Source organism: Massilia sp. Masssp94 (genome assembly GCF_059491305.1).
The window spans coordinates 19,255-45,851 of sequence record NZ_CP168501.1 but is presented as its reverse complement, the minus strand read 5'-3'; the positions used below and the strand labels follow the sequence as shown (position 1 = coordinate 45,851).

Sequence of the window (26,597 nt, the reverse complement as noted above, 5' to 3'; positions counted from 1 at the left end):
ATTTCACTCGTGACAACGGAGTGTAGAAGCCGATTATGACAACATTGTGACAGAGAACGCTCGACAGCGTCGCCCCGTCACAATGCATGGCCCGTCACACAGCGTCGAATGTAAAACCGGCGGGATAACGGTGATAGCCGTCGAACCCGGATTTCCCGACCGGCACGCCGCCCTGGCGCGCGATCGCATACACCATCGAATAGTGAAAAAAGAAGTTGGGCACGGCATACATCTGATAGTACTCGGCGGCCGGCAGGTCCAGCTCCGCGAAGCCGGCCGTCGTGCGCACGCGCCGCGCGTCCATGCCGGCGAAATCCGCATCGGGGATCGCCGCCAGGTACGCCATCGTCCGTTCGAGCTCGCCGAAGACGCCGGGAAACGTCAACGCGTCGGCGCCGAACGAGACGATCTCGCGTCCCGCCAGCGGACAGGTGGCGCGCAAGGTGAACCCGATCGCGACCCGGGCCTGCTGCAGCAGCGGGAACATGTCCGGGTGCAGGCGGCGGTCCGCAACGGTCCCGTCGAACGCCTCGACCTGCTTCAGGAGGGCGTCCAGTCGTCCCAGGTAATGCAGGAAGAGCCGGGTCGGCGTGACCGTCATACGACCGCCTCCCGCACGCGCCGGAGATCGTCGCGCGGCGGCCGTCCGAACATGCGGCTGTACTCGCGCGTAAACTGCGACGGGCTTTCGTAGCCCACCTGGTAGGCGACGGCCGCCACGTCGCAACTGGCGGCCGCGAGGCGGGCGCGCGCCTCGTGCAGGCGGATCTGTTTCTGGTATTGCAGGGGGCTCAGCGACGTGAAGTCCTTGAAGTGGCGGAACAGCGACGACGCGCTCATGCCGCTCACCGCCTCCAGCTGCTGCGTCGAGACGGGTTCCGCGTAATGCTGCTGCAGCCAGCGGATCGCGCGGCCGATGCGGGAGGCGCGGCTGTCGGCCAGCCCCACCTCGCGCAGCATCGGGCCGTGCGGGCCGGACAGCAGGCGCCACAGGATCTCCTTTTCCAGCAGCGGCCGCAGGATGCGCGCGTCGTCCGGGTGGTCGAGCAGGGTCACCAGGCGCCCGACGGCATCCAGCAGCTGGCTGGACGCCGCATGCACGGCCATCGGCGCCGCGGCCGGCGGCGCCTCGGCTTCCGCTTCGACGATCAGGCCCGCGATCTCGGCCGGGCGCAGCGTGAGCGCGACGCCGAGGTACGGCTCGGCCTCGCTGGCATGGGTCACCTGGCCCGTCGACGGCATCGTCAGCGACACGATCACGCAGTCGCCGGGACCATACTCGTAGGTGCGCCCGCCGATCGTCGAGCGCTTGCGGCCCTGCAGGATCAGCGCGAACATCGGCTCTTCGATGCCGCTCATCGGCAGGGTCGGCGCCGTGACCGAACGCACCCGCAGCCCGGGCACGATGCAGTCCGGGCCCGTGCCGGCATGGCGCATGGCGAGGTGGCGAAGGTCGTGGAGAGTCATCATGATGTCGTTCGTTCGTAAAGGCAGCAGATGTCATTACGGGACACTGATCGTAACATGATCGACGCTACCATGACACATATGCATATCTACGGCTGGCCGGCCGGGACACCGCCGGCGAGGCGGCGCCACCACGGCCGCCGCGCCGGCCGCTCGTACGCCTGGCCGGCGGGCACCGTGAGCGCGACGACCGTCCCGCGTTCGGCGCCCGGCCCGATGTCGAGCCGCGCGCCGATCGCCGCGGCGCGCTCGCGCATGCCCGCGAGGCCCCAGTGGCCGGGCCGGGCGGCCTCGCGGATGCCGCGGCCGTCGTCGCGCACCCGCAGTTCGAACGCCTGCTCGCCGTAGGCCACCTCCAGCACGACCTCGCTCGCACGCGCGTGCCGGAACGCGTTCTGCAGCGCTTCGCGGGCGATGAAGCACGTCTCCTGGGCCACGTCGCGGCACAGCGCGCGCCGCTGGCCCTCCACGCGCACGTCGAAGCGCACGCCGAACTGCTCGCCGAGGATGTGGCCCAGCGGGACGACGGCGCCGGCCGAGGACCTCGTCGCGGCCTTCGCGCAGCGCGTTGCGCGCCTGTTCGAGCGTGCGGTCGATCAGCGGGCGGTCGGGGCAGTCCTGCGGCAGCCGGTCGCGCGCGTGCTCGAACAGCATCAACAGGGCCTGCACGGATTGCATCAGCGTGTCGTGCAAGGTGCGCGCGATGCGTTCGCGTTCGCCCGCGCGCTCCTGCAGCAGGCGGCGCAGCTGCAGCGTGACCCGGCGCAGGCGCAAACGGTACAGCAGCCATGCCGCCAGCGCGAGGAGGGCGGCGCACAGCGCCTTGAACGGCGCGCCCTGCACGAACGTGGGCGCGATCGTGACGTCGAGCGCGGCCCCCGTCGGGTTCCACACGCCGTCCTCGTTGGCGGCGCTGACGGCGAAGCGGTAGCGGCCAGGCCCCAGGCGCGTGTAATAGGCCGTGCGGCGCGGGCCGGCGTCGCGCCAGTCGTCGTCGACGCCTTCCAGTTTGTAGCGGAAGCGGACCCGCTCCGGCATCGTGAAGCTGGGGGCCGTGTAGGCGATCTGCAGGTCCCGCGTGCCTGCCGGCAGGATCAAGCCGCCCGTTGCATCGAGCGTGCGCCCGCCGGCGGTCACGCTCGTGATGTGCACGGGCGGCGCCAGCCGGTTGCGGGGCAGGCGGGCCGGGTCGATCCAGGCGGCGCCGTCGGTGCCGTACAGCCACAGGCGGCCGTCGGGCGTCTCCATCAGGCTCGGTTGCCCCGAGCGGAACTGCGCGATGCCTGGATAGCCGTCGGTCGCGTCGAACAGGTCGTAGGTGGCGATGGTGCCGGCCGGCGCCTTCAGGAACGCGCGCCACTGCGTGGCCGGGATGCGCACGAGGCCGCGGCTGCCGTTCAGCCACAGGTCGCCGTCGGCGCGCAGCAGCATGCCGGTGATGCCGGCCAGGGCCTGCGGATCGGCCAGCCGTACCGGGACGAAGCGGCCGCGGGACAGCATCGACAGACCCTTGTCGCCGGCCGCGAGCACGACGCCGCCCGCGTCGGCCACGCTGCCGATCACGCCGACGTCGAGCCCGTCCGCGGCACCGTAGCGCCGCGCCTTCCCGTCGCGCAGGGCCCATACCGTGCTGTCGCGGTAGCCGAACCACAACGTGCCGTCGGCGCCGCGCGCCATGCTGATCGCCTGTGTGTCGGGCAGGCCGGCCTCGTGCGCGGGATGCCAGCGGCCGCCTGCCCAGCGGTACGTGCGGTTGTAGGAAAAGCCGGCCCACAGTCCGGATCCATCGTCCAGCATCGTGCGCACGCCGGCGTCCATCGCTTCCAGGGGGACGTCGCGCGGGAGCGGGATGCGCGTGACGGCGCCGGCCTTGCGCCGTTCGATGACGCCGGGCCGTGCCACCAGCAGGGCGCCGTCCGCGGCCGTGGCGAGCGCCCGCACGTCCCGCTCGGGCTGTTCGGCGAGGCCGGCCGCGTCGTACGTCCACAGCCGCAACCGGCGGATGCTCTCCGCGCCCGTCCACACGCGGCCCGCGTCGTCGAGCGCCATCGTCACGTTCGAGTAGCCGGGCGGCAGGTCGAGCGACACGACCCGGTTGCGCCGGAACCGCTCGACGCCGCCGCGCGTGCCGAGCCAGATATTCCCTTCGCGATCCTCGAACATGACCATCGGTGCGCCGGTGACGAGGCCCGACGGCGCGCGCTCGCGGGGATCGATGCGCTGGCGCCACGTGTCGACGCGCGCCAGCGCCGCCGGACCCAGGCGGCACAGGCCGTCGCAGCCGGCATGCCACAGGTTGCCGTCGCGGTCGAAGATGGCGTCGAACGAGTACGACGTCATCCACCAGTCGCGTGGCCGCGGCGGCGTGGCGAGGCGCTCCGGCAGGCGCGTCATGCGGTCCAGGTACCACAGCCACAGGCGCCCGTCGCGGTCGGCGATGACGTTGAAGTGCTGGCCCGCGAGGCCCGTGGCGACGAACCGGTCGACGCCGGGATCGCGGTAGTACAGGGCGTTCTCGGTGTTCACCCACAGCCGGCCGGACGGGTCGCGGCGCACGCCTTCGGACGTGCCCGCGAGGCCCCAGTCCGCGCCGATCTTGCGCCAGCGCGCGCCTTCGAGCATGAACAGGCCCTTGCCGGTCGCGGCCCAGGTGCGCCCACGCTCGTCCGCCACGACGGAATACACGATGGAGGGCTCGAGGCCGTCCGCCTCGGCATAATGGCGCAGGCGGCCGCCGCGATACACCGACAGGCCGTTGAAGCGGTACCCGATCCACAGCGACCCGTCGGGAAACGCGCGCACCGTCGCGATCACGTTCGACAGCAGCGGCACGCCGCCGAGCGACCGGATGTGCTCGAAGCGCACGCCGTCGAAGCGGTACAGGCCGGACGGCGTGGCAAACCACATGAAACCGTCCCGGTCCTGCGTCATCTCCCACACGTCGCCCGGCATGCCGTCCTTGCTCGTCCACGCGTCGTGGTGCAGCTGGGCGATGGACAGCGTGGGGTCGAGCGCGTGCGCGCTGCCGGACAACAGCGCGAGGAGGAAGACGATGGCGGAACGGAACATTGACCGGATTGTAAAGCACGCCGTGCCTGCGCGCCTATACGAACGGATACTGGCAATGCGGGAGGGGCGGGACTACCATGGCCTGGCCGGTGCACCACCAACCATCTTTTCATCCCTCCCAGAGGATCATCCCATGAGCAATCCAAAACTCGAAGTGCTGACGCCGCAGAACAGCCAGATCATCTTCATCGATCACCAGCCGCAGATGGCTTTCGGCGTGCAGTCCATCGACCGCCAGGTCCTGAAGAACAACACCGTCGGCCTCGCCAAGGCGGCCCGCACGTTCAACATCCCGACGACGATCACCACCGTCGAGACGCAAGGCTTCTCGGGCTACACCTACCCGGAACTGCTGGACGTGTTCCCGAACCAGCCCATCCTCGAGCGCACCTCGATGAACTCGTGGGACGACCAGAAAGTGCGCGACGCGCTGGCCGCCAACGGCCGCAAGAAGATCGTCGTCGCCGGCCTGTGGACGGAAGTCTGCAACACCACCTTCGCCCTGTGCGATGCTGGAAGGCGGCTACGAGATCTACATGGTCGCCGACGCCTCGGGGGGCACGACCAGGGAAGCCCACGACTACGCCATGCAGCGCATGATCCAGGCCGGCGTCGTGCCGGTGACCTGGCAGCAGGTGCTGCTGGAGTGGCAGCGCGACTGGGCACACAAGGACACCTATGACGCCGTGACCGGCATCGCCAAGGAGCATTCGGGCGCGTACGGCATGGGCATCGACTACGCGTACACGATGGTGCACAAGGCACCGCAACGCGGCACCACCAGCCACGAAACGCTGGCGCCGGTACCGGCACGCTGATTTTTCGCGCGCGCCGGCCATCCCGTTGCGTGCGTCCGCGGCTCTGGCGCCTATCCGCGCCGGGGCCGCTCCCGCCATTCATCCACAGGGGGATGCATGAAGTTCTACCTGGTTTCCTTGGCAGTCGGCCTGCTGGTCGGCTGCATCTATGCAATGCTGGGGGTTCGTTCCCCCGCGCCGCCGGCGATCGCGCTGATCGGCCTGTTCGGCATGCTCGTGGGCGAGCAGGCCGTGCCCATCGCCAAGCGCCTGATCTCGGGCGAGCCCGTCACCGTGTCCTGGTTCCGCAGCGAGTGCGTGACCCGCATCAGCGGCGTGACGCCGCCGCCGCCCGCACCGGTGGACAACAAGGCCGGCCATGATCGCGCAGCCTGACGGCAGCCAGACGGTGCTCGTGGTGGACGACGACGACACCGTCCGCACCGGCATGCTCGGCCTGCTGCGCGCGGCCGGCTACGCGGCCCTGGGCTATCCGAGCGCCGCCGCCGCGCTGGACGCCTGCGACCCCGTGCGTGCCCACTGCGCCGTGCTCGACATCCACATCGGCGAGCCGGACGGCTTCGCGCTGCGCGAAAGCCTGCGCGCGCTGGCCCCGAGCCTGCCCGTCATCTTCATCACGGGCGACGACGATCCCGCGCTCGTGCGCCGCGCGAGCGTGGTCGGCGCGCTGACGCTGCTGCTCAAGCCGGTCGACGCCGACTGCCTGCTGGCGCTGATCGATTCGATCCCGGTGCCGCCGGACGCCGTTCGGTGATGGCCGTCCCTCCGCACGATCCGGTGTTTTCCGCTATGCTTGCGTCTGCAACAGACGAGGAGGCAGGCATGGGCGAGCGGATGGTGATCGTGGTGGACGACGACGCGAACGTGCGTTCCGGCCTCGAACACCTGCTCGAGGCGGAGGGGTACGACGTGCGCGCGTTCGCCGACGCCGCCGACTTCCTCGTGCAGCCGGCGCCGCCCGTGCCCGCCTGCCTGATCCTCGACATGCAGATGCCGCAGCTGGACGGCATGAGCGTGCTGCAGCACATGGCCGGGCGCCACCTGGCGCTGCCCGTCATCTTCCTCACCGGCCACGGCACCATCCCGCTGTCCGTGGCGGCGATGAAGGCGGGCGCCAACGAATTCCTCACCAAGCCGGTCGATCCGGACGCGCTGCTGGCCGCCGTCGGCGAGGCGCTGGCCAGCGATGCGAGCCGCATCGCGCAGCGCCGCGAAGCGGACGAACTGGCGCGCCGCCATGCCCAGCTCACGCCGCGCGAGCGCGAGGTGTTCGGCCTCGCCATCGGCGGGTTGTTGAACAAGCAGATCGCGGACGAGATGGGCATCAGCGAGATCATGGCCAAGGTCCACAAGCGCAACCTGATGCAGAAGATGCAGACGCGCACCCTTGCCGAACTGGTGCGCATGGCGGAGAAGCTCGGCATCGCGAGCGTGCGCAGCCGCTGATCGGCATACGGACGCGTGGGCACCCCGTGCCCACCATGCGCAGTTGCCCGCTTAACCCTTGATGAAGGCGAGGATGTCGGCGTTGACGACGTCCGCATGCGTCGTCGGCATCCCGTGCGGGAAACCTTTGTAGGTCTTCAGCGTACCCTTCTGCAGGAGCTTGGCGGACAGTACGCCGGAGTCGGCGTACGGCACGATCTGGTCGTCGTCGCCGTGCTGGACCAGCACCGGCAGCGTGATCTTCTTGAGGTCCGCCGTGAAGTCGGTCTGCGAGAACGCGACGACGCCGTCGTAATGGGCCTTGGCGCCGCCCATCATGCCCTGGCGCCACCAGTTCTGGATGATGCCTTCCTGCGGCTTCACGCCCGGACGGTTGAAGCCGTAGAACGGGCCGGACGGCAGGTCGCGGTAGAACTGCGCGCGGTTCGTCGCGACCTGCTGCTGGATGCCGTCGAAGACGTCCTTCGGCAGGCCGCCCGGGTTCGTCGCCGTCTTGACCATGATCGGCGGCACGGCCGCGATCAGCACGGCTTTCGACGCGCGCGACTGGCCGTGGCGGGCCAGGTAGCGCACGACTTCGCCGCCGCCCGTCGAGTGACCGACGTGGATCGCGCCCTTCAGGTCCAGGTGCTCGACGACGGCCGCCAGGTCGTCGGCGTAGTGGTCCATGTCATGGCCGGAGCCGACCTGCGTGGAGCGGCCGTGGCCGCGGCGGTCGTGCGCGATGACGCGGAAGCCGCGCTCGACGAAATACATCATCTGGGAATCCCAGTCGTCGGAACTCAGCGGCCAGCCGTGCGAGAACACGATCGGCGTGCCGCTGCCCCAGTCCTTGTAGAAGATGTCGACGCCATCCTTGGTGCGCACGTAGCTCGACGTCATGCGGGCAGCGCCGCCTTTCGATTCCGTGGCCGCTTGCGCCGGACCGGCGGCAGCCATCATGGCCAGGGGCAGCGCGGCGGCGCCGCCCAGCATGCTCCGGCGCCTGGCGTTCATATCGTTCATATCGTTTTCCCTTTCGTTTGGTGTTGTTGTGATGAACCGATGTTCGGCTGCTACGATGCCCGATGCGAGCGGCAAAAACCACTCGCCGGAATGTAGGGTGGGCACTCCGTGCCCACGCGTGACGTTCGCGTATCGTGGACGCTACGCTGCCGCCGGTGCCGCTTCCAGCGCCGGCCAGTCCAGCAGCACGAGCCACGCGAGCAGCGCGAGTGCGGGCGCAAAGCACCAGAATCCGAACGCCATCCACGCCATGCCGCCCGAGATGCAGCCGAGCGCGAACGCGAGCACGGGCCAGAAGAACTTCACGAAGCGCGCCTTGACGGCCGGTGTGGCGCGGCCCGTGGCCAGGTCGGTCATGTCGATCAGGAGCTCCGTCACGTTGCCGGTCATGACCGTCGTGGGCGCGATGCGGCCCAGCTGCAGCTTGCCGACGGCGTTCTGCACGCCCATTGCCGCGGTGCCCAGCATGCCGGTCACGAGGACCAGCGGCGCTTCCGGACCGGCCAGCGGCGACGCCGCGAGGCCCGCGATCGTGAACAGTGCGAGCAGCACGAACTGCATGCCCAGCAGCGGGCGGGCCGGATTGTGGCCGAGCCGCGCGCAGCGCACGTCCATCAGGCGCGCCACGACGACGCCGGCCGCGAACGCGGGAATCGCGAGGAATTTCAGCGGCAGCACGCCGGCGTGCGACGGCCGTGCGAGCTCGCTGCCGATGAGGACGAAGTTGCCCGTCACGTGCGCCGTGAACAGGCCGAACAGGCCGACGAACGCGGACGTGTCGATGTAGCCGGCCAGCAGGCCGAGGCCGACGCCGAGCGTCAGGTCATTGGGTTTCATGGACATGGTCTTCTCCTCAGAACGCAAAGCAGCTGCAGCCGAACGCGCCCCAGAACGCGCTGAAATCCGACACCGGCACATCCGACTTGCGCGCGCGGTCGTGCGCATGCGCGTGGACGGAGCACGCGCCGCGGCACTGGTGCGGCAGCTTTGCGGCGACCGGTTGCTGGACGGGGCGGTAGTGGCCCGGCACCTTCGCCACGGGCGACCACTCGGGCAGCACGGGAATGGCGGGCGGCGCCAGCTTGTCGAACGCGCCCTGGCCGAACACGATGCGCCCGCCCACGACGGTCAGCACGGATTCGATGGCCTTGATGGCGTCCTCGTCGACGCGGAAGTAGTCGGCGGAGAGCACGGCGAGGTCGGCCAGCATGCCTGCCTGGATGCGGCCTTTCTGCCCCTGTTCGCTGGAGAACCAGGCACTGCCCGCGGTCCACAGTTCCAATGCGGTGTGGCGGTCGAGGCGCGAACCTGCGTCATACAGGCGCAGGCCGCCGACGGTGCGGCCGGAGACGAGCCAGTACAGCGCCGTCCACGGGTTGTAGCTGGCCACGCGGGTGGCGTCCGTGCCGGCGCCGACGGGCACGCCGGCGTCCAGCATGCGCTTGATCGGCGGCGTCGATTCGGCCGCCTTCGCGCCGTAGCGGTCGACGAAGTACTCGCCCTGGAAGGCCATGCGGTGCTGGATCGCGATGCCGCCGCCCAGCGCCTTCACGCGCTCGATGTTGCGCGGGGTGATGGTCTCGGCGTGGTCGAACATCCAGCGCAGGCCATTGAACGGGATCTCACGGTCGACCTTCTCGAACACGTCCAGCATGCGCGAGATGGATTCGTCGTAGGTCGCGTGCAGGCGGAACGGCCAGCGGCTCGACACGAGGTGGCGCACCACTTGCTCGAGTTCCTCCTCCATGCCGGCCGGCAGGTCCGGGCGCGGTTCCAGGAAGTCCTCGAAGTCGGCGGCGGAAAACACGAGCATCTCGCCCGCGCCGTTGTGGCGGTACCAGTCGGTGCCCTGGCCCGGCGTCACCATTCCCGTCCATTTCTTGAAGTCGTCGAGTTCCTTGCCCTTGTTCTGCGTGAACAGGTTGTAGGCGATGCGGATGGTCAGCTGGTCTTGCGCGGCCAGCTGTTCGACCACCTGGTAATCCTCGGGATAATTCTGGAAGCCGCCGCCCGCGTCGATCGCGCTCGTGAGGCCGAGGCGGTTCAGTTCGCGCATGAAGTGGCGGGTCGAATTGATCTGCTGCTCCAGCGGCAGCTTCGGGCCTTTCGCCAGGGTCGCGTACAGGATCATCGCGTTGGGGCGCGCGATCAGCATGCCGGTCGGGTTGCCGGCGGCGTCGCGCACGATTTCTCCGCCCGGCGGGTTCGGCGTCGTCTTGTCGTAGCCGACGGCGCGCAGTGCGGCGCGGTTGAGCAGGGCGCGGTCGTACAGGTGCAGGACGAACACGGGCGTGTCGGGCGCCGCCGCGTTGAGTTCTTCCAGGGTCGGCATGCGCCGTTCCGCGAACTGGAATTCGTTCCAGCCCCCGACCACGCGCACCCATTGCGGGTTCGGGGTGCGGTCGGCCTGCTCCTTCAGCATGCGCAGCGCGTCGGCCAGCGACGGCACGCCTTCCCAGCGCAGCTCGAGGTTGTAGTTCAGGCCGCCGCGGATCAGGTGCAGGTGCGAATCGTTCAGGCCCGGGATGACGGCGTGGCCGTCCAGGTCGATCACGCGGGTGGCATCGCCACGGTGGCGCATGACGTCGGCGGCGTCACCCACGGCGACGAAGCGGCCGCCGGCGATGGCGACCGCGTCCGCCTGCGGGTTGGACCGGTCCAGCGTGTGGAAGCGGCCGTTGGTGAGGATCAGGTCGGCGATGGCGGGTAGGTTCATGGTTTCCTCCAGAATGTAAATATATTACTGCGCGCGGCTGTACTGCAGCGGCGACAGGCCCGTGCTGCGGCGGAAGCTGCGGCAGAAATGGCTCTGGTCGGCGAAGTGCAACAGCATGGCGATTTCGCACACGCTGTGGCGGCGGTCCAGCAGCAGCCGGCGCGCGTGCTCGATGCGGCGCCGCATCAGGTAGCGCATGGGCGGGTCGCCCGTCGTGGCGCGGAACAGGCGCGAAAAATAATGGCGCGACAGGCCCGCGTGGCCGGCCAGGTCCGCCAGGGTGAGCGGCTCGGTCAGGTGGTCGTCGATGTAGCGGCAGACGCGGATCACGGGCGCGGGATTCTCAGGCATGGTCGCGGCTTTCGGACGGGGGGACGACGCTGGCGATGCTGCGCACGGGCAGCACGACGCGGAACAGCGCCCCGTGCGGCTCCGCGGCCGTGCATTCGATGCGGCCGCCGTGCGCCTCGACGATGGCGCGGCTGATCGACAGCCCGACGCCCGTGCCGTGCGCCTTGGTCGAATACAGGGCGTCGAAGATGCGCTCGCGGTCGGCCGGGGCGATGCCGGGGCCGTTGTCGCGCACGCGCAGCTCGACCAGTGCGGGGCCGGCCGGCACGGATTCCAGCACGATGCGGCGCGGCCGGTCGCTGACGCCCGCCAGCGCCTCGATCGCGTTCAGCAGCAGGTTGATGAGCACCTGCTGGATCTGGGCGCGGCTCGCGTGGATCTGGCGTTCCGGCAGCAGCAGGCGCGTCTCCAGCTGCACGTTCTGGCGCACCATCAGCGCGCGCAGCAGTTGCGCCACTTCGCCGACCGCGGTGTCCAGTGCGAACATGCTGGCTGCTTCGCCCTCGCGCCGCGCGAGACCGCGCACGCTGCGCACGATGTCACCGGCCTGGCGGCCGCACGCCGAGATCTGTTCCAGCGCTTCCAGCGCGCGCGTCGTGTCGGGCTGGCCGCGGCGCAGCCAGCGCCGGGCGGCCGCCGCGTGCAGCAGGATCGCGGCCAGCGGCTGGTTGACTTCGTGCGCGATCGTGATGCCCAGTTCTCCGACCGTGCCGGCGCGCGCGGCGCGCGTCTGCTGGTCGTGGTCGGGCGCGGCGGGCGCCGCGTCCCGTGCCAGCATCAGGTCGCGCACGCGGCCGTGCGCGCCCCAGTCGCGCCAGGTGTCCAGCGCGAGCTTGCGGTAGCCCGGCAGCGCGCCGGCGAGGCCGTGGCGGGCGCACAGGCCCGCGGCGCCTTCCCATGCCAGGGCGGCGACCCAGGCCTGGCCGGCCGACTGGGCCTGCGCGGCGGCGCGTTCGTAGGCGGTGAGGGCACGCGCGCCACCGGCGGCATCCTGCTCGGCCGCGAGCGCGAGCAGCGCCATCGCGCCGGCCACGTCGGGCGCGCGCCGGGCCCACGCCTGCAGGGCGCGGCGGTGCGCGCGTAGCGCGGCCGTGGCGCCCGCCACATGGTCGAGCCGCGCCAGCGTCAGCGCGCCGAACAGGTGATACGGCAGCAGCTCGCACGGCGGCGTGACCGGCGTGACGAGCTGGCGTGCAGCGGCCAGCGCCGCACGCGCCGCGCCCGTTTCGCCGCGCAGCCGGGCGGATTGCAGGCTGCCGAGCCAGCACCCGAACTGCATGGCGTCGGCGGGCACCGTCGGCATGTACGGCGGGCGCGGGCCGTCCGCGAGCGCGCGGAACAGGGCGATGCGGCTGTCCAGCTGGCTGGTGGCGACGGAAACGTTGCCAAACGGGACCGACTGACGGACGGCGTCGGCGTAATGGAGCAGCTCGGCCAGCGGCGCGCCGCACAGCAGGCGCACGCCCGTCCACAGCACGGCGTTGCGGGCCAGCGTGTCGGGACGGCCGGCTTCCAGGCGGCAGGCTTCGGCTTGCAGCAGCGCCGCTTCGCGCAGCGGTGCGCAGCGCGACAGGATGAGCGTGGCATGGGCGCGCAGCACGGCGCCGGCGACGGCGCGCGCATCCTCATGGCGGGCGCGCACGGCGCACGCTTCGGCGAGCAGCATGGCGCGGCGGCCACCGTGGAAGCGGTCGAGCGCGACGGCCGCCAGCAGCACGGCGGCCAGCAAGGTGGCGTCGCGCGGGCCGTCCAGCAGCGCGCGCCGGATCTCCGCTTCGATCAGCGCACCGGGCAAACGGCCCGCGTTGAAGGCATCCTGCAGCGCGTCGGCGAGCAGCGGGTCGGCGGCAAGCACGGGGACGTCGGCCAGCGTGGGCATGCCGGCGTCGCAGAGCAGCTGCCAGGCGCGCCGGCAGGCGGCGATATGGGGCTCGGACGCCGCGGCGCCGGCGGCGAGCGGGGCGGGCGGGGCACAAGCAGGTTCGTTAGGTACGGTCGTTCGATTCATCTGCGCGCTCAAGTGTGCCGCCGGCGCGAATTGGGCCGCGGCTGAACCAGTATCGCGGCCTTGTAGGACAATCCCCTCATACGAAAGGATGATCGATGCGGGTCTTGAATGAATGGCGAGCATCGCGGCCTCAGGCGGGGAAGGGCCGCCCGAGCAGCGGCAGGTCGTGGCGGCGCGCGCCGGTCGCGTTGGCCAGCCCGTTCGCGAGCGCGGCCGCCATCGGGCCCTGCGCGGCTTCCGCGACACCCAGGAAGGGCAGGCCGGGCTGGTCCAGCAGGTCGACGTCGATCCGCTCCGGCACCCCGGAAAAGCGCAGGATGGGGTAGGTGCTCCAGTCCATGCTGGCGATGCCGTCCGGGCCGTAGCGCAGCTGTTCGTGCAGGGTCCAGCTGGCGGCCTGGATGATGCCGCCTTCGAGCTGGTTGCGCGCGCCGTCCGGATTCACGACCTGGCCGCAGTCGGCGGCGCACGCCACGCGGACGATGCGCACGGTGTTCTTGTCCTTGTCGACCGCGAGTTCCAGCGCGATCGCGACGTAGGCCATGATGTTCTTGTACTGGCCGAACGCGAAGCCGTAGCCGTGTCCCGGCGCCGGCTTCGACTTGCCCCAGCCGAAGCGCGCGGCCGCCTTTTCGATGACGGCGCGGGCGCGCGGCTCGTTCCCCAGATGGTCGAGGCGCAGGCGCACGGGGTCGGCGCCGGCCAGCTGCGCCAGCTGGTCCATCGTCCCTTCGATCGTCGTGATGTTGATGTGCGCCCCGAGCGAGCGCATCGCGGAGCTGCGCAGCGGCGTCACCGGCAGAAAATGGTTCACGACGCGCGCGTTGGGGATCGCGTACAACGGCAGCGCGTTGCGGTCGCCGCCGCCTTCCGGCATCGGCATCGGCTGCGACGGCGACGGCGCAATCGGCTGCGCCAGCAGCCACGCGGGGACCAGCTTGCCCGCGTTGCCGGGCCGTTCGTTGTGCGAACCGCTCCACAGCGCGTAATCCCAGTGCGAGATGCGGCCCTGCGCGTCGAGCGCCGCGCGCACGGTCGTCACCATCGCGGGGGCATACGGCTCCCACAGGTTTTCCTGGTCGCGCATCAACTGCACGCGCACGGGCACGCCGGGCACGGCGCGCGCCAGCAGCGCCGCATCGGCCGCCACGTCGTCGGCGCCGTTCTGGCCATAGCAGCCCGACCCCTCCGTGTGGATGCAGCGGACTTTATCGAGCGGCATGCCGGTGAGTTCGGCCAGCGCGGCCCGGAGGGGATACACGCCCTGCGTGTGCGTCCAGACGGTCAGCATGTCCCCGTCCAGCCGGGCGACGGCGCACGACGGGCCGATCGAGCCGTGCATGACGTACTGCTTCGTGTAGCGGACGGAGATACCGGGGCCGGCCGCGGGCGTGTCCACCTTGCCGCGGTCGAGGATGGTGATGTCCTGCGCGGGTAGCTGCTGCAAGGTCGCGTGGATCGCGTCCGCCCGCGGCAGCGGCGCGCCGCCCTGCCATTGCGCGTTCGCGGCCAGCGCGTTCATCGCCTGGATCGCGCGCCATTCGTCGTCCGCCAGCACGGCCAGGTAGTCGCCGTCGCGCACCACCTGGCGTACGCCCGGCAGGCGCCGGATGGCGTCGAGGTCGGCGCGCACGAGCTTCGCGCCCGGACGCGGCGGCCGCACGACGCGGGCATGCAGCATGCCGGGCAGGCGCATGTCCTGCACGTACGCCGCGCCGCCCGTGACTTTCGCCGGGATGTCGAAGCGGGCCAGTGGCTTGCCGATCAGGCGGTAGCGCGCGGGTGGACGCAATGGCGACGTTTCTCTGGCCGCGCGGTGCAACCCGGCCGCGTCCAGGCCGCGCAGCGCTTCGCCGTAATGCATGCTGCGGCCGTCGGGGCCGACGGCGCGGCCCGCGCGCAGGAACACCGTCTCCGGCCCCACGCGCCACTGCGCCGCCGCGCCCTGGCGCAGCAGCGCCGCCACCTGGCTCGACGCATGCAGCAGCGCGCTGCCGCTGTCGGCCATCGTGTGGCTGCCGGCCGTGAAACCCTCGTTCGGCGTGCGCGCCGTGTCGCCCTGCACGAACTCGATGTCGCCCGGCTGCAGTTCCAGCTGTTCGAGCGCGACCTGCGCGAGCGCCGTGCGCACGCCGGTGCCCAGTTCGACCTTGCCGCTGAAGACGGTCACCTTGCCGTCGGGCGCCACGCGGATCCACGCGTCCAGGAAGGGCGTGCGCTGCAGGCTGCCAGCCAGTCTGGCGTTGGCGACCGGCGGCACGCCCATGCCGTTGAATTCGGCGCGCGCGGCGCGCGGCAGCAGCGCGAACGCGAGGACGAGGGCACCCCCTTCGAGGAAGGCGCGGCGGCCTCGATTGACTTCATTCATGCGGGTTCTCCCGCCGCGGCGCGGATGGCCGCGAGGATGCGGTGGTGCGTGCCGCAGCGGCACAGATTCGGTTCCATGTGGCGACGGATTTGCTCGTCGGTCGGATGCGGCACCTTGTCCAGCAAGGCCTGCGCCCGCACGATCATGCCGGCGATGCAATAGCCGCACTGCGCGGCCTGGTGCTCGATGAACGCGGCCTGCAGCCTGCCCGGCTGCGCGGCGCTGCCGAGACCCTCCACGGTGCGTACCTTGCGCCCCGCGCAGGCGGCCAGCGGCGTTACGCAGGAAAACACGGGCTTGCCGTCCAGCTGCACGGTGCAGGCGCCGCACTGGCCCATGCCGCAGCCGAACTTGGCGCCGTTCAGGTTCAGTTCATTGCGCAGCACGTACAGCAGCGGCGTGGCGGGATCCGCGCGCAGGTCGTGCAGGCGGCCGTTGACGTCGACCTTGATGGGATGAGATTGGGTCATGGTTGCATCTCCTTGCGCAGCTTCGCGCTCGCGGCGGCCACGTCGGGCCAGGCGGGACGGCCGGCGCCCGTGCGCACCCACGCGGCCAGCTCGGCGACCTGGGCGTCGGACAGCACGTCGGCGAACGGCGGCATGTAGGCGGCAGCCGCGCCACCGGGCGCGGGGCGTTCCCACGGGATCCCGTGCAGCACGGTCAGGATGAAATTGGAAGCATCGTCGCCCAGCACGGCGCTGCTGCGGTCGAGACCCGGCCGTCCGCCGAGCCGCATCATCGGTGCCGACGGCGTGTGGCAACCCGCGCAGGCGGCCGCGAACAGGGCGGCGCCGGACGATCCGGTTTGTGCGACCGCCGGGACGGCCGTCGCGGTGGCGGGCTGCTGGATCGTCACCAGGTAGGCGGCCATCGCCTCGACGTCCGCGCGCGGGACCGCCGCGAGCCGTTCCGTTACTGGCCGCATCGGACCCTTTGCCGCGCCATGCGTGAGCGACAGGCCGCCCTGCAGATAATCCGCGAGTTCGGCGCGCGTCCACGGTGCGCTGCCTTGCGCGAGGCGAGTGAGCGCGGGCGCATGCCAACCGTCGACGGTGCCGCCCTCGAACGCGGGACTGCGCTCGCCGCCCAGCAGGTTCATGCCGCTGTGGCAGGAGGCGCAGTGGCCCAGCGTATCGACGAGGTAGCGGCCCCGTTCGACCTGGCCCGTGCCCGGCGCCGCGCCGTCGCCGGGACGCAGGTACAAGGCATTCCAGAACGCGAGCAGGGGCCGGAAATTCAACGGGAACGCGAGGTCGTTGTCCGGCTGTTTTACGCGCACCGGCGGGCGCGACATCAACCAGGCGTACGCCAGTTCGATGTCGTCGTCGGACATGCGCGTATAGTGAATGTACGGGAAAGCCGGGTAGAGCAGATGGCCGTCGCGTGCCACGCCTTCGCGCAGGGCGCGCTTGAACGCGGCGCTCGTCCAGCGTCCGATGCCCGTCTCGGGATCGGGCGTGATGTTGGTGCTGTAGATGATGCCGAACGGCGTCTTCAGACCGAGGCCGCCGGCATAGGCGGGACCGTCGGGCGCGGTATGGCAGACCATGCAGTCGCCCAGCGCCACGACGCGTGCGCCGGCCTCGAGGACGGCGGCGGAGGGTGGCGACGGCGGGCCGGCGGCGGGTGCGATTGCGGCCGGGCGGGTCCAGGCATACAGGCCGCCCAGTACGACGGCCACGAAGGCCGTGCCGGCGGCGGCGAGGGTGCGCAGTCTCATCGTGGATTCCTTGATTCAGTTGCGGCGATTGTCGATTCATGGCCGCCCCATCGTCTAGTTATACAAAGGGATACCGGCTGGCCGTCACTGTAGCGCCGGACGGCCCGGTCGATTGATGCTTTTGGCGCAAGAGTGTCTTGCGCGGCAGGCGCCGACGCGCGCGCCGCCGACGCGGTATGCTGGACGTTCGCAGGAGATCGCCATGACAATCTTTGCTTACAACCGCGCCTGGCACCGCGTGCTCGGCGCGGGCCACCTCACGCTGGGCCTGATGACGCCTCTCGCACGCGCGCCCGGCGCGCCGGCCGACAGCGCGCGCGAGGCGGCGCTGGCTGCCCGTGCCGACGCGCTCGGCATCGCCGCGCTGTGGGCCCGCGACGTGCCGCTGATCGTTCCGCAGGGCGGCACGAGAGAAGCCGCCGTGCTGGACGATCCGTTCATCTGGCTGACGCTGCTGGCCGGCGCGACGACGTCCACCGCATTGGGCACCGCCGCCGCCGTGCTGCCGCTGCGCCATCCGCTGCATGTCGCGAAGGCCGCGTGGTCGCTGGACCGGCTGAGCGGCGGCCGCTTCATCCTCGGCCTCGGCTCGGGCGACCGGCCGGAGGAACTGGCGCCGTTCGGCGTCGACACCGCGCCGGAAGTCCTGTTCCGCGAGCGCTGGCAGACGTTGGCCGCCGCCCTGTCGACGGATGCGCAGGTGCGTGCCGACCTGCTCGAGGGCACGGGCGGCTACGCGCCGACACCGGTACCGGGCGCGCGCATCCCGCTGCTCGCGGTCGGCACGGCGCGCCAGTCGCTGCAATGGATCGCGGCGCACGCGGACGGCTGGGCCACGTACCACCGCGAGGAAGCGCGCCAGCAGGGCCGCATCGCGCTGTGGCAGCGGGCGCTGGAAGAGCGGGCCGGCGGGGTATCGAAACCGTTCGTGCAGTCGCTGCAGCTGGAACTGCTGGCCGACCCGGACGCGCCCGCCGAACCGCTGGAACTGGGCCTGCGCGCCGGCCGCCGTGCGCTGCTGGTCTATTTCGAGCGGATGGCGGCGTTGGGCGTGGCGCACATGCTCGTCAACCTGCAGGGGCCGCGGCCCGTCGAGGACCAGGTCGAGGAACTGGGGCGCGAGATCGTGCCGCGGCTGGCTACGCTGGCGGTGCGCCAGGTTGGCCGCTGAGGTGGTCGCCCAGGTCCTGTTCCGCGAGATGCTCGGCCAGCAGGTCGACGAAGGCGCGGATCTTCGTCGAGTTGCGCCGGCTCGCGGGATACAGCGCGTACAGCCCGACGTCCATCGGGCCCGGATTGACGCGGTAGCCGGGCAGCACCCGCACGAGCGTGCCCGCGCGCAGGTCGCGCTGCACGAGCCAGCGCGCGAGCATGGCGATGCCGAGGCCGCCCAGCGCCGCCTGGCGCAGCACTTCCGAATTATTGGCGTGAACGACGCCGCGCACCTCGACGTCTTCCGCGTCCGCTTTCGAATCATCGGCCTGCAGGCGCCACGTGCGGCGGCCCGCGCCGAACGCGAACTGCAGGCAGTCGTGCGCCGCGAGCGCGATCGGCGTCTCCGGCGCGCCATGCTCGGCGAGGTAGGCCGGGCTGGCGCACAGCACGCGGTCGTGGGCGGCGAGCTTGCGCGCGACGAGGTTCGATTGCGGATCGAGGCTGCCGATGCGGATGGCCACGTCGATCGCTTCGTCGACGAGGTTGGCGGGCGCGTCGTCCAGGCGCAGGTCGAGCGTCAGGCGCGGGTGGCGCGCGCGCAGCGCGGGCAGGATCGGTGCGACGTACAGCGTGCTGAAGGTGACGGGGGCGGCCACGCGCAGCACGCCGGCCGCGCCGTCCGCTGCCGCTTCGTCGGCCGCGTCGAGGCGTTCCAGGATGCGCAGGGCTTCCTCGTAATACGTGCGGCCCGCGTCCGTCAAGGTGACGCTGCGGGTGGACCGGTTGAGCAGCACGGCGCCGAGACGGCCTTCGAGGGCGTCGACGAGGCGCGCGACGGACGAGGTGACGAGTCCGAGCCGGCGCGCGGCGGGCGAGAAGCCGCCGGTGGCGGCGACGGTGCAGAAGGCCTTCAGTTCGGCGAAGCGGTCCATCGTATCCTCATGTCGTGTGTGGTTTTACGCTACTCATACCAAAGGATACTGTGCCGCGCGCGGATCTGCGTCTACCATGGTTTCATGATCGATTCGGCCCGATTGGGAGGGGATGATGCGTTACTACCTGACGTTCGCGCTGCTGGGCCTCCTGATGGGCGGCCTGTGTATCGTGCTGGAAGTGCATACGGCGGCGCCGGCCGTCGCGATGATGGGGTTGTTCGGCGCCAGCGACGCGCCGGCGCGCGCGCCCGCGGAGGGCGCGGCGCTGCCGGCGTGATTGCATCAGGAGCGCAGGAACGCGAGCAGGTCGGCGTTCAGGCGGTCCTTGTGGGTGAAGGCCAGGCCGTGCGGGCCGCCTTCGTAGACGACCAGGCGGCCCTGCGGCAGGATCTCGACGGCGCGGCGCGCGGTGGTGTCGATCGGGACGATCTGGTCGTCGCTGCCGTGGATGACGAGGGTCGGGATCGTCATCTTTTGGAGGTCTTCCGTGAAGTCGGTTTCCGAGAACTGCTTGATGCACTCGTAGGCGGCGCGCACGCTGCACTGCATGCCCTGCAGCCAGAACGTGTCGCGCGCGCCCTGCGAATCCTTGGCGCCCTCGCGGTTGAAGCCGTAGAACGGGATGCTCAGGTCCTTGAAGAACTGGGCGCGGTCGGCCTGCACGCCGGCGCGGATGCCGTCGAACACGGACATCGGCACGCCGTTCGGGTTCGCATCCGACTTGGCCATCTGCGGCGTCACGGCGCCCACCAGCACGGCGCGCTTGACGCGGTCGGTGCCGTGGCGGCCGATGTAGCGCGCGACTTCGCCGCCGCCGGTCGAGTGGCCGACATGGGTCACGTCGGTCAGGTCCAGTGCTTCGACCAGTTGCGCCAGGTCGTCCGCGTAGTCGTTCATGTGGTTGCCGTGCCAGGGCTTGCTCGACAGGCCGTGGCCGCGGCGGTCGTGGGCGATGACGCGGTAGCCATGGTTCGCCAGGAACATCATCTGGTCTTCCCAGGCGTCGCCCTGCAGCGGCCAGCCGTGGCTGAACACGACGGCGGGACCGTGGCCCCAGTCGGTGAAGTGGATGATGGTCCCGTCGCGGGTCGTGATGGTGTTGGCGGTGCGGGTGATGGTCATGGCGTGTCCCTTCGGGTTGGTGGCTGGAAGCCGGAAGGGACAGCGCGCGCCGCCGCATCCGGACCCGGACATTGTCGGGAGCGGCGCGCGGGCGGTCTAGTCATACGAACGTATAGGTTTTGCTTACCTGGCGGTATCGGGTGTTGCCTTCTCGACCGGGCAGTTGAGAGCGAGCATGCGGTCCACCGGCGCCGACGCGCGCATGCGCTCGCGCCACCACTTCAGTGCCGCGCCTTCCTCGCCCGTGCGCCACGCCATGTACAGCGTCTCGTCCGGCTTCGGCTCCTCGACTTCCTTCTGCACGAGGCGGCCGGCCGCGATGTCGGCGCGCGCCCACGCCTCGGGCAGGAAGCCGAAGCCGAGGCCCGCCAGCTGGAATTCGTACTTCGTCTGCATGTCGGGGACGGTCAGGGTGTCCTGGCCGAACAGCAGGCCCACCGTGCGCGCCTGCAGCAGCCGGACGGAGTCGGCGACGGACACCGCGCGGTGCGCCGTCAGCTCCGCCTTGCCCAGGCGATGCCGGACCCTCGCCAGCGGGTGGGAAGGCGCGACGACGAACACGAACGACATCGTCCCCAGCGGTTCCGCCGTGTAGCCGCCGCCGGAAGGCCCTTCGCCGGCCGCGCCGACGAGCAGGTCGACGCGGCGGTCGAGCAGGCTTTCCCACGTGCCGGACAACGCTTCGCGCACGATGCGCAACCGGGTCTGGTCGGCCACGTCATAAAAGGCGCGGATGTCGTCCTGCAGGCCGAGCGGGGCGAGTGCGGAGTCCATGCCGATGGTGAATTCGGTCTCCCAGCCGGAGGCCACGCGGCGCACGCGGCTCTCCAGGTCGCCCGCGGCCTTGAGCAGGTAGCGGCCTTCCTTCAGCAGCTCTTCGCCGGCCGGCGTGAGGACGACGCGCGGGCCGAAGCGCTCGAACAACTGCACGCCCAGGTCGTCCTCCAGCTTGGAGACGGTGTACGAGATCGTCGACGGCACGCGATACAGCTCCTTCGCGGCGGCCGAGAAGCTGCCGCGGCGGGCGATCGTGTCGACGGTGAGGAGGGCGTCCAGGCTGAGTCTGAGCATGTGCGGGCAATCGAGGGCGAGGGGCGCATCGTATCAGGCGCGCGCCCACTTCGACAACGTCCTTCCGATACGGGCGCGGAACGCCTGCACCTGCTTCGGCGCGAGCGACTCGGCCCGGTACAGCGACAGCATCCCGAACCGGCACTGCGGCGCGCACGTCCCCAGCAGCGCCGTCTTCAGCACGCGTTTCACGGGCTGGCGGAGGATGAGGCGGTCGACCCACCACGGCGAACCGAGCGACGTGATCGCGAGCGCATGGCGCAGCTTGTCCAGGCGCGGCCGGATCGGCCCCAGGTCGCCGGCGTGGTCGTACGCGACGCCCGGCGCCCACACGCGGTCGAACCAGCCTTTCAGCATGGCGGGGAAGCCGAACCACCACGTCGGGAACACGAGCACGAGTGCCTCGGCGGCCTGCAGGCGCGCGATGTGCGTCCCGGTGGCGTTTGCGTCGAACGCGGGTCCGTAGTAGCTCGCGCGTTCCGTCGCCGTCAACGCCGGCGCGAAGCCGGCGCCGTACAGGTCTTCGACGACCACGTCGTGGCCGTGGGCGGTCAGGGTGGAGATGGCGTGCCGGGCCAGCGCGCGGCACAGGCTGTCATGGACGGGGTGGGCGATCACGACGAGACACTTCATGCATGGCCCCCCAGCCCGAGATCGTCCGCCGCCTCCTTGCGCAGCATGAACTTTTGGATCTTCCCCGTCACCGTCATCGGAAACCCGTCCACGAACCGGATATAGCGCGGGATCTTGTAGTGCGCGATCTGCCCCTGGCAAAAGGTGCGGATCTCGTCCGCATCCGCGTGCTCGCCCGGGCGCAGCACGATGCACGCGCACAGTTCTTCTCCGTATTTCGGGTCGGGCACGCCCACGCACTGCACGTCCAGCACCTTCGGATGGCGATACAAGAACTCCTCGACCTCGCGCGGGTAAATGTTCTCGCCGCCGCGGATCACCATGTCCTTGGCGCGGCCCACGATGCGGCAATAGCCGTCCGCGTCCAGCGTGGCAAGGTCGCCCGTGTGCATCCAGCCGGCCGGGTCGATCGCTTCGCGCGTGCGTTCGTCGTCGCCCCAATAGCCGAGCATCACCGAGTAGCCGCGCGTGAGCAGCTCCCCGGTTTCCCCACGCGGGACGACCTGGCCCTCCGCGTCGACGATCTTGACTTCCAGGTGCGGGTGGATCCGCCCGACCGTGCCCACGCGGCACGCGAGCGGGTCGTCGACGGAGGTCTGGAAGCTGACGGGCGACGTCTCCGTCATGCCGTAGGCGATCGTGATCTCGTCCATGTGCATTTGCCGGATCACGCGCTGCATGACTTCCATCGGACAGGGCGAGCCGGCCATGATCCCCGTGCGCAGGCTGCCCAGGTCGAACGATGCGAACCCGGGATGGTCCAGCAGCGCGATGAACATCGTCGGCACGCCGTGCAGCGCCGTGCAGCGCTCGGCCTGCACGGTGGCGAGCACCGCGCCGGCATCGAAGCCTTCGCCGGGATAGACCATCGCGGCGCCGTGCGTCATGCATGCGAGGTTCCCCAGCACCATGCCGAAGCAGTGGTACAGCGGGACGGGGATGCACAGGCGGTCGCGTTCCGTCAGGCGCATCGCCTCGCCGATGAAGAAGCCGTTGTTCAGGATGTTGTGGTGCGTGAGCGTGGCGCCTTTCGGTGTGCCCGTCGTGCCGGACGTGAACTGGATGTTGACCGGATCGTCGAACTGCAGGGTGCGCGCCACGGCGTGCAGGCGCGCCATGTCGGCCGGGGTCGCGCATTGCGCCACCGTGTCGAAGGCCAGCATGCCCGGTGTGGATTCGTGACCGAGGCGGATCACGTGGCGCAGCCCGGGCAGCGTCGCGCTGCGCAGTTCGCCCGGTGCGGCGCCATCGAGTTCGGGCACGAGGTCGCGCAGCATGCCGAGGTAGTCGCTCGATTTGAAGCCGGGCGCGAGGATCAGCGCGCGGCAGCCGACCTTGGCCAGCGCGTATTCCAGCTCGGCGCGGCGGTAGGCCGGATTGATGTTGACCATGACGAGGCCGGCCTTGGCGGTGGCGAATTGCGTGAGCACCCATTCCGCGCGGTTCTGCGACCAGATGCCGATGCGGTCGCCGGGCTGCAAGCCCAAGCCCAGCAGGCCGGCCGCGAGCCGGTCCGCGCGTTCGCGCAGCTGGCGCCAGCTCCAGCGCACGCACTGGTGCGGGATGACGAGCGCATCGCGGTCGGGATGGCGCTCGGCGATGCGGTCGAGGTGGGCCCCGATCGTGTCGCCGATGAGGGGGAGCGAGTGCGCCCCGTGGACGTAGCTGGCTTGCATCTGTGTCTCCTGTTTATCCCTTCCGACACAGTGTAGCGTCCATGCGCGGCGGTCGATTGTCGAAAAAATCGATGATAGACCATAAAACAACTCGTTTTTCTTCTTGCTTGGCACCGACCATAATGCTTTCCATGGAAACGCGCTTTCGAGGGCAACAAGCCAGCAGGGAAGCGCAGCGTGTTCGAACTGTTCGAACACCCAAATCACAATCACAAGGAGAACATCATGCTGAAAGTACGTAAAAGCGCGGACCGCGGTGTCGCCAGTTTCGGTTGGCTGCGCTCGCAGCACACCTTCTCGTTCGGTCACTACTACGACCCGGCCCACATGAACGTCGGCCCGCTGCGGGTGATCAACGAAGACCGCGTGGCCCCGGGCCGCGGCTTCGATCCGCACAGCCACAAGAACATGGAGATCATCTCCTACGTGCTGGACGGCGCGCTGGAACACAAGGACAGCATGGGCAACGGTTCGGTCCTGCGCTACGGCGACGTGCAGCGCATGAGCGCCGGCACGGGCGTCACCCACAGCGAGTACAACCACTCGGCGACGGAATCCGTGCACTTCCTGCAGATCTGGGTGATCCCGGCCGAGGCGGGCGGCGAACCGGGCTACGAAGAGAAGCACTTCGACACGGACAGCAAACGCGGCAAGCTGCGCCTGATCGCGTCGAACGACGGCCGCGACGGTTCCGTGTCGCTGCGCCAGGACGCCGCCATCTACGCGACGATCCTCGATGGCAGCGAGCGCGCCGACCATGCGTTGCTGCCGGGCCGCCAGGCCTACGTGCAAGTGGCGCGGGGCAACCTCACGGTGAACGGCTGCGCCCTGGAAGCCGGCGACGCCGTCCAGATCAGCGACGAGGCCGTCGTGGCGCTGTCGGACGCGAAGGATGCGGAAGTGCTGCTGTTCGACCTGCCGGTCTGAACCTGGTGAACATTAACGAGTCAAACGCAACGATATTCGAGGAGAAGAGCATGGAAACCACTAAACTGTATCCCGTCGGCCGCGCCCTGGTGGGCGCACTGTTCCTCGCATCGGGCATCAACAAGATCATCGGCTTCGGCTACGTGGCCGGATGGATGAACAGCCTGGGCATCCCGGCGGCGGGGTTGTTGCTGGCGGGCGCGATCCTGCTCGAGGTCGGCGGCGGGCTGGCGCTGGTCACCGGGATCCAGGCGAAATATGCGGCGCTGGCGCTCGCGCTGTTCACGGTGCCCGTCACCCTGATCTTCCACGGCTTCTGGCATGTGGACGCGGCCGAGTTCCAGAACCAGCTGAACCACTTCCTGAAGAACGTGGCGATCTTCGGCGGCTTGCTGGCCCTGTTCGACGTCGAACGCCAGCGCGAGACGAGCGCCGCACGAGTGAACGTACTGCGCAGCCGGGCAGCCTGAGACGGGTACAATTTGTCCGCGACCTGGCGTACACGGGTGGCGGACATCCACGCAAAAGAAATAGACGAGGAGAACGAGCCATGGAAGTGACGACGCATCGCGGCGCGGGGCCGCTGCAGCAGGTGATCGAGATCGGCCAACACCGCATCCTGACGGACGTGAAGCCGGAATTCGGCGGCGAGGACAGCGGCCCGGAACCGCACGACATCCTGGCCGCCGCGCTGGCGGCCTGCACGACGCTGACCGTGAGCCTGTACGCCAGGCGCAAGGGCTATCCGCTGGACGAGATCAAGGTCTCGATCAAGCATGGCCAGGAAGGCGCGGCCTACGGCCTGCACCGCACGATCGAATACATCGGCGCGCTGGACGACGAGACGAAGGCCCGTCTGACCGACATCGCCAACAAATGCCCGGTGCACAAGACGCTGTCCGGGACCATCCAGATCACCACGGAGGCACGCTGACATGGACGCGTTCGAACACGAGAGTCTGGAAACCATCATCATCCCGCGCACGCACGACCTGGGCGGCGGCTTCGAAGTGCGGCGCGCGCTGCCGCACAAGGATCGCAGGATGGTGGGGCCGTTCGTCTTCCTCGACCAGATGGGGCCGCACGTTTTCCACGCGGGCGAGGGCATCGACGTGCGGCCGCATCCGCACATCGGCCTGGCCACCGTCACGTACCTGCTGGACGGCCAGATCCGCCACCGCGACAGCCTCGGCACCGTGCAGGACATCAAGCCGGGCGAAGTGAACTGGATGACGGCCGGGAAGGGCATCGTCCATTCCGAGCGCACCGGCCCGGACGTGCGCGCGGCCGGCTCCAACCTGTTCGGCCTCCAGTGCTGGGTGGCGTTGCCGAAGGAGAAGGAAGAGTGCGATCCCGCCTTCGCGCACATCGGCTCGCAGGAGCTGCCGATCCTCGACGGCGACGGCGCCACCGCCCGCATCATCGCCGGCAGCTATTTCGGCAAGCGCTCGCCCGTGCCCGTGCAGTCGCCGCTGTTCTACGTCGACCTGGCGCTGCAGCCGGGCGCGCGCCTGACGCTGCCGGCCGAGTATCCGGAACAGGCGCTGTACGTGGTGGACGGCACGCTCGACCTGGGCCGCGACGGCCGCTTCGAACAAGGCCAGCTGCTCGTGCTGAAACCGGGTGCGACGGTCACGCTGGCGGCGACCGGGAACAGGGGCGCCCGCGTGATGCTGCTGGGCGGCGAGCCGATGGATGGCCCGCGCTACCTGACGTGGAACTTCGTCTCGTCCTCATCCGACCGCATCGAGCAGGCCAAGGAAGACTGGAAAGCCCAGCGCTTCCCGCAGGTACCCGGCGAGACGGAATTCATTCCCTTACCGGATCTGCCGGGCCGGCCGGTCCGCTATCCCTGAACTTAGCCCTGGGCATCCGCGCTGCGCGGCGGCGGCACCGCATGGCGCCGCTCGTCCGGGCGCGTGAGCACACGCATCGCAATCTCGAACGGCACGCCCAGCGACGCCAGTGCGCGCGCGGGCGAGCGGTTCTGTTCCTGGGCCTCGTGGATCGTGGATTCGATCATGAGGGCGGTCTTGTAGTCGCTTCGTCGTTCCATCGTCGGATGCTAACACGAAGCCCGCCGGCCCGGTCGTAAGGCAGGTGTGCC

General features: G+C 70.0%; 26 protein-coding genes and 2 pseudogenes. 10 read left to right on the top strand and 18 right to left on the bottom strand.

Annotated elements, in window-relative coordinates; all coding sequences use genetic code 11:
* Nucleotides 1-94: 94 nt before the first annotated feature.
* The 4 genes and pseudogenes from ACEN9G_RS00235 to ACEN9G_RS00220 all read right to left on the bottom strand — a co-directional run.
* Nucleotides 95-601 (bottom strand): DUF1993 domain-containing protein, encoded by a 507-nt coding sequence (locus ACEN9G_RS00235; RefSeq protein ID WP_413344093.1) that lies wholly within the window; start codon nt 599-601, stop codon nt 95-97.
* A complete protein-coding gene (locus ACEN9G_RS00230) occupies nt 598-1,470 on the bottom strand; it encodes an AraC family transcriptional regulator (RefSeq protein WP_483127534.1) in 873 nt (290 codons plus the stop codon). Before ACEN9G_RS00230 ends, ACEN9G_RS00235 begins: the two co-directional genes overlap by 4 nt.
* Before the next feature lie 86 nt (nt 1,471-1,556).
* A complete protein-coding gene (locus tag ACEN9G_RS00225) occupies nt 1,557-1,904 on the bottom strand; it encodes an ATP-binding protein (protein ID WP_495605571.1) in 348 nt (115 codons plus the stop codon).
* A 163-nt stretch (nt 1,905-2,067) separates the two neighbouring features.
* Nucleotides 2,068-2,505, bottom strand: a pseudogene (locus tag ACEN9G_RS00220) (triple tyrosine motif-containing protein); the annotation flags it as partial.
* Between the two features lie 2,164 nt (nt 2,506-4,669).
* Here ACEN9G_RS00220 and ACEN9G_RS00215 point away from each other — a divergent pair.
* The 4 genes and pseudogenes from ACEN9G_RS00215 to ACEN9G_RS00200 all read left to right on the top strand — a co-directional run bounded on the left by ACEN9G_RS00215 (nt 4,670) and on the right by ACEN9G_RS00200 (nt 6,800).
* Nucleotides 4,670-5,354: pseudogene (locus tag ACEN9G_RS00215) on the top strand (hydrolase).
* A 96-nt stretch (nt 5,355-5,450) separates the two neighbouring features.
* Nucleotides 5,451-5,729, top strand: a complete 279-nt coding sequence (locus tag ACEN9G_RS00210) for a XapX domain-containing protein (RefSeq protein ID WP_413345993.1) — start codon at nt 5,451-5,453, stop codon at nt 5,727-5,729.
* Nucleotides 5,713-6,108, top strand: a complete 396-nt coding sequence (locus ACEN9G_RS00205) for a response regulator (protein WP_483127532.1) — start codon at nt 5,713-5,715, stop codon at nt 6,106-6,108. The genes ACEN9G_RS00210 and ACEN9G_RS00205 overlap by 17 nt, the downstream gene beginning before the upstream one ends.
* Before the next feature lie 68 nt (nt 6,109-6,176).
* On the top strand, nt 6,177-6,800 hold the full coding sequence (locus tag ACEN9G_RS00200; protein ID WP_413341265.1) for a response regulator transcription factor: 624 nt from the start codon (nt 6,177-6,179) through the stop codon (nt 6,798-6,800).
* 51 nt (nt 6,801-6,851) lie between these two features.
* On the opposite strand, the gene ACEN9G_RS00195 is transcribed toward ACEN9G_RS00200, so the two are convergent.
* From ACEN9G_RS00195 to ACEN9G_RS00160, 8 genes are all read right to left on the bottom strand, one after another.
* Nucleotides 6,852-7,682, bottom strand: a complete 831-nt coding sequence (locus ACEN9G_RS00195) for an alpha/beta fold hydrolase (RefSeq protein WP_413341269.1) — start codon at nt 7,680-7,682, stop codon at nt 6,852-6,854.
* A 264-nt stretch (nt 7,683-7,946) separates the two neighbouring features.
* Entirely contained in the window at nt 7,947-8,648 is a 702-nt protein-coding gene (locus ACEN9G_RS00190) for a YoaK family protein (RefSeq protein WP_413341264.1), read from the bottom strand.
* A gap of 10 nt (nt 8,649-8,658) precedes the next feature.
* Nucleotides 8,659-10,521, bottom strand: a complete 1,863-nt coding sequence (locus tag ACEN9G_RS00185; protein ID WP_413341262.1) for an amidohydrolase — start codon at nt 10,519-10,521, stop codon at nt 8,659-8,661.
* Between the two features lie 24 nt (nt 10,522-10,545).
* Nucleotides 10,546-10,872: a helix-turn-helix domain-containing protein gene (locus ACEN9G_RS00180; protein ID WP_056131176.1), complete on the bottom strand. Its 327-nt coding sequence runs from the start codon at nt 10,870-10,872 to the stop codon at nt 10,546-10,548.
* Nucleotides 10,865-12,880 (bottom strand): sensor histidine kinase, encoded by a 2,016-nt coding sequence (locus ACEN9G_RS00175; RefSeq protein WP_495605508.1) that lies wholly within the window; start codon nt 12,878-12,880, stop codon nt 10,865-10,867. The genes ACEN9G_RS00180 and ACEN9G_RS00175 overlap by 8 nt, the downstream gene beginning before the upstream one ends.
* A gap of 130 nt (nt 12,881-13,010) precedes the next feature.
* On the bottom strand, nt 13,011-15,248 hold the full coding sequence (locus tag ACEN9G_RS00170; protein WP_483127530.1) for a xanthine dehydrogenase family protein molybdopterin-binding subunit: 2,238 nt from the start codon (nt 15,246-15,248) through the stop codon (nt 13,011-13,013).
* Complete coding sequence (locus tag ACEN9G_RS00165; RefSeq protein WP_413346254.1) at nt 15,245-15,718, bottom strand: (2Fe-2S)-binding protein; 474 nt, start codon at nt 15,716-15,718, stop codon at nt 15,245-15,247. Before ACEN9G_RS00165 ends, ACEN9G_RS00170 begins: the two co-directional genes overlap by 4 nt.
* Nucleotides 15,715-16,971: a c-type cytochrome gene (locus tag ACEN9G_RS00160; RefSeq protein ID WP_483127529.1), complete on the bottom strand. Its 1,257-nt coding sequence runs from the start codon at nt 16,969-16,971 to the stop codon at nt 15,715-15,717. The genes ACEN9G_RS00165 and ACEN9G_RS00160 overlap by 4 nt, the downstream gene beginning before the upstream one ends.
* Nucleotides 16,972-17,173: 202 nt before the next feature.
* On the opposite strand from ACEN9G_RS00160, the gene ACEN9G_RS00155 reads away from it, so the two are divergent.
* Entirely contained in the window at nt 17,174-18,142 is a 969-nt protein-coding gene (locus ACEN9G_RS00155) for a TIGR03571 family LLM class oxidoreductase (protein WP_483127528.1), read from the top strand.
* Here ACEN9G_RS00155 and ACEN9G_RS00150 read toward each other — a convergent pair.
* On the bottom strand, nt 18,111-19,058 hold the full coding sequence (locus ACEN9G_RS00150) for a LysR family transcriptional regulator (RefSeq protein ID WP_483127527.1): 948 nt from the start codon (nt 19,056-19,058) through the stop codon (nt 18,111-18,113). The genes ACEN9G_RS00155 and ACEN9G_RS00150 overlap by 32 nt on opposite strands.
* Nucleotides 19,059-19,173: 115 nt before the next feature.
* On the opposite strand from ACEN9G_RS00150, the gene ACEN9G_RS00145 reads away from it, so the two are divergent.
* On the top strand, nt 19,174-19,338 hold the full coding sequence (locus ACEN9G_RS00145) for a hypothetical protein (RefSeq protein WP_495605507.1): 165 nt from the start codon (nt 19,174-19,176) through the stop codon (nt 19,336-19,338).
* Nucleotides 19,339-19,343: 5 nt separating this feature from the next.
* Here the strand turns inward: ACEN9G_RS00145 and ACEN9G_RS00140 are convergent, their stop codons facing one another.
* The 4 genes from ACEN9G_RS00140 to ACEN9G_RS00125 all read right to left on the bottom strand — a co-directional run bounded on the left by ACEN9G_RS00140 (nt 19,344) and on the right by ACEN9G_RS00125 (nt 23,563).
* Nucleotides 19,344-20,183 carry an alpha/beta fold hydrolase gene (locus tag ACEN9G_RS00140; RefSeq protein WP_413341535.1) on the bottom strand — a complete coding sequence of 280 codons (840 nt, stop codon included), beginning with the start codon at nt 20,181-20,183 and terminating at the stop codon, nt 19,344-19,346.
* Nucleotides 20,184-20,306: 123 nt separating this feature from the next.
* On the bottom strand, nt 20,307-21,254 hold the full coding sequence (locus tag ACEN9G_RS00135; protein ID WP_413341533.1) for a LysR substrate-binding domain-containing protein: 948 nt from the start codon (nt 21,252-21,254) through the stop codon (nt 20,307-20,309).
* 33 nt (nt 21,255-21,287) lie between these two features.
* Nucleotides 21,288-21,887, bottom strand: coding sequence for an NAD(P)H-dependent oxidoreductase (locus ACEN9G_RS00130; RefSeq protein WP_413341531.1), 600 nt, complete (start codon nt 21,885-21,887; stop codon nt 21,288-21,290).
* Nucleotides 21,884-23,563: an AMP-binding protein gene (locus ACEN9G_RS00125; RefSeq protein WP_413341529.1), complete on the bottom strand. Its 1,680-nt coding sequence runs from the start codon at nt 23,561-23,563 to the stop codon at nt 21,884-21,886. The genes ACEN9G_RS00130 and ACEN9G_RS00125 overlap by 4 nt, the downstream gene beginning before the upstream one ends.
* Nucleotides 23,564-23,788: 225 nt before the next feature.
* Here ACEN9G_RS00125 and ACEN9G_RS00120 point away from each other — a divergent pair, with 225 nt between their 5' ends.
* From ACEN9G_RS00120 to ACEN9G_RS00105, 4 genes are all read left to right on the top strand, one after another.
* On the top strand, nt 23,789-24,490 hold the full coding sequence (locus tag ACEN9G_RS00120) for a pirin family protein (RefSeq protein WP_413341527.1): 702 nt from the start codon (nt 23,789-23,791) through the stop codon (nt 24,488-24,490).
* Between the two features lie 50 nt (nt 24,491-24,540).
* The gene (locus ACEN9G_RS00115) at nt 24,541-24,960 is read left to right on the top strand and encodes a DoxX family protein (RefSeq protein ID WP_056131209.1); all 420 of its coding nucleotides are present in this window, start codon (nt 24,541-24,543) and stop codon (nt 24,958-24,960) included.
* An 80-nt stretch (nt 24,961-25,040) separates the two neighbouring features.
* Complete coding sequence (locus ACEN9G_RS00110; RefSeq protein ID WP_413341526.1) at nt 25,041-25,424, top strand: OsmC family protein; 384 nt, start codon at nt 25,041-25,043, stop codon at nt 25,422-25,424.
* A 1-nt stretch (nt 25,425) separates the two neighbouring features.
* The gene (locus ACEN9G_RS00105; protein ID WP_413341524.1) at nt 25,426-26,346 is read left to right on the top strand and encodes a pirin family protein; all 921 of its coding nucleotides are present in this window, start codon (nt 25,426-25,428) and stop codon (nt 26,344-26,346) included.
* A 2-nt stretch (nt 26,347-26,348) separates the two neighbouring features.
* Here the strand turns inward: ACEN9G_RS00105 and ACEN9G_RS00100 are convergent, their stop codons facing one another.
* Nucleotides 26,349-26,546 carry a hypothetical protein gene (locus tag ACEN9G_RS00100; RefSeq protein WP_056131219.1) on the bottom strand — a complete coding sequence of 66 codons (198 nt, stop codon included), beginning with the start codon at nt 26,544-26,546 and terminating at the stop codon, nt 26,349-26,351.
* Nucleotides 26,547-26,597 lie beyond the last annotated feature (51 nt).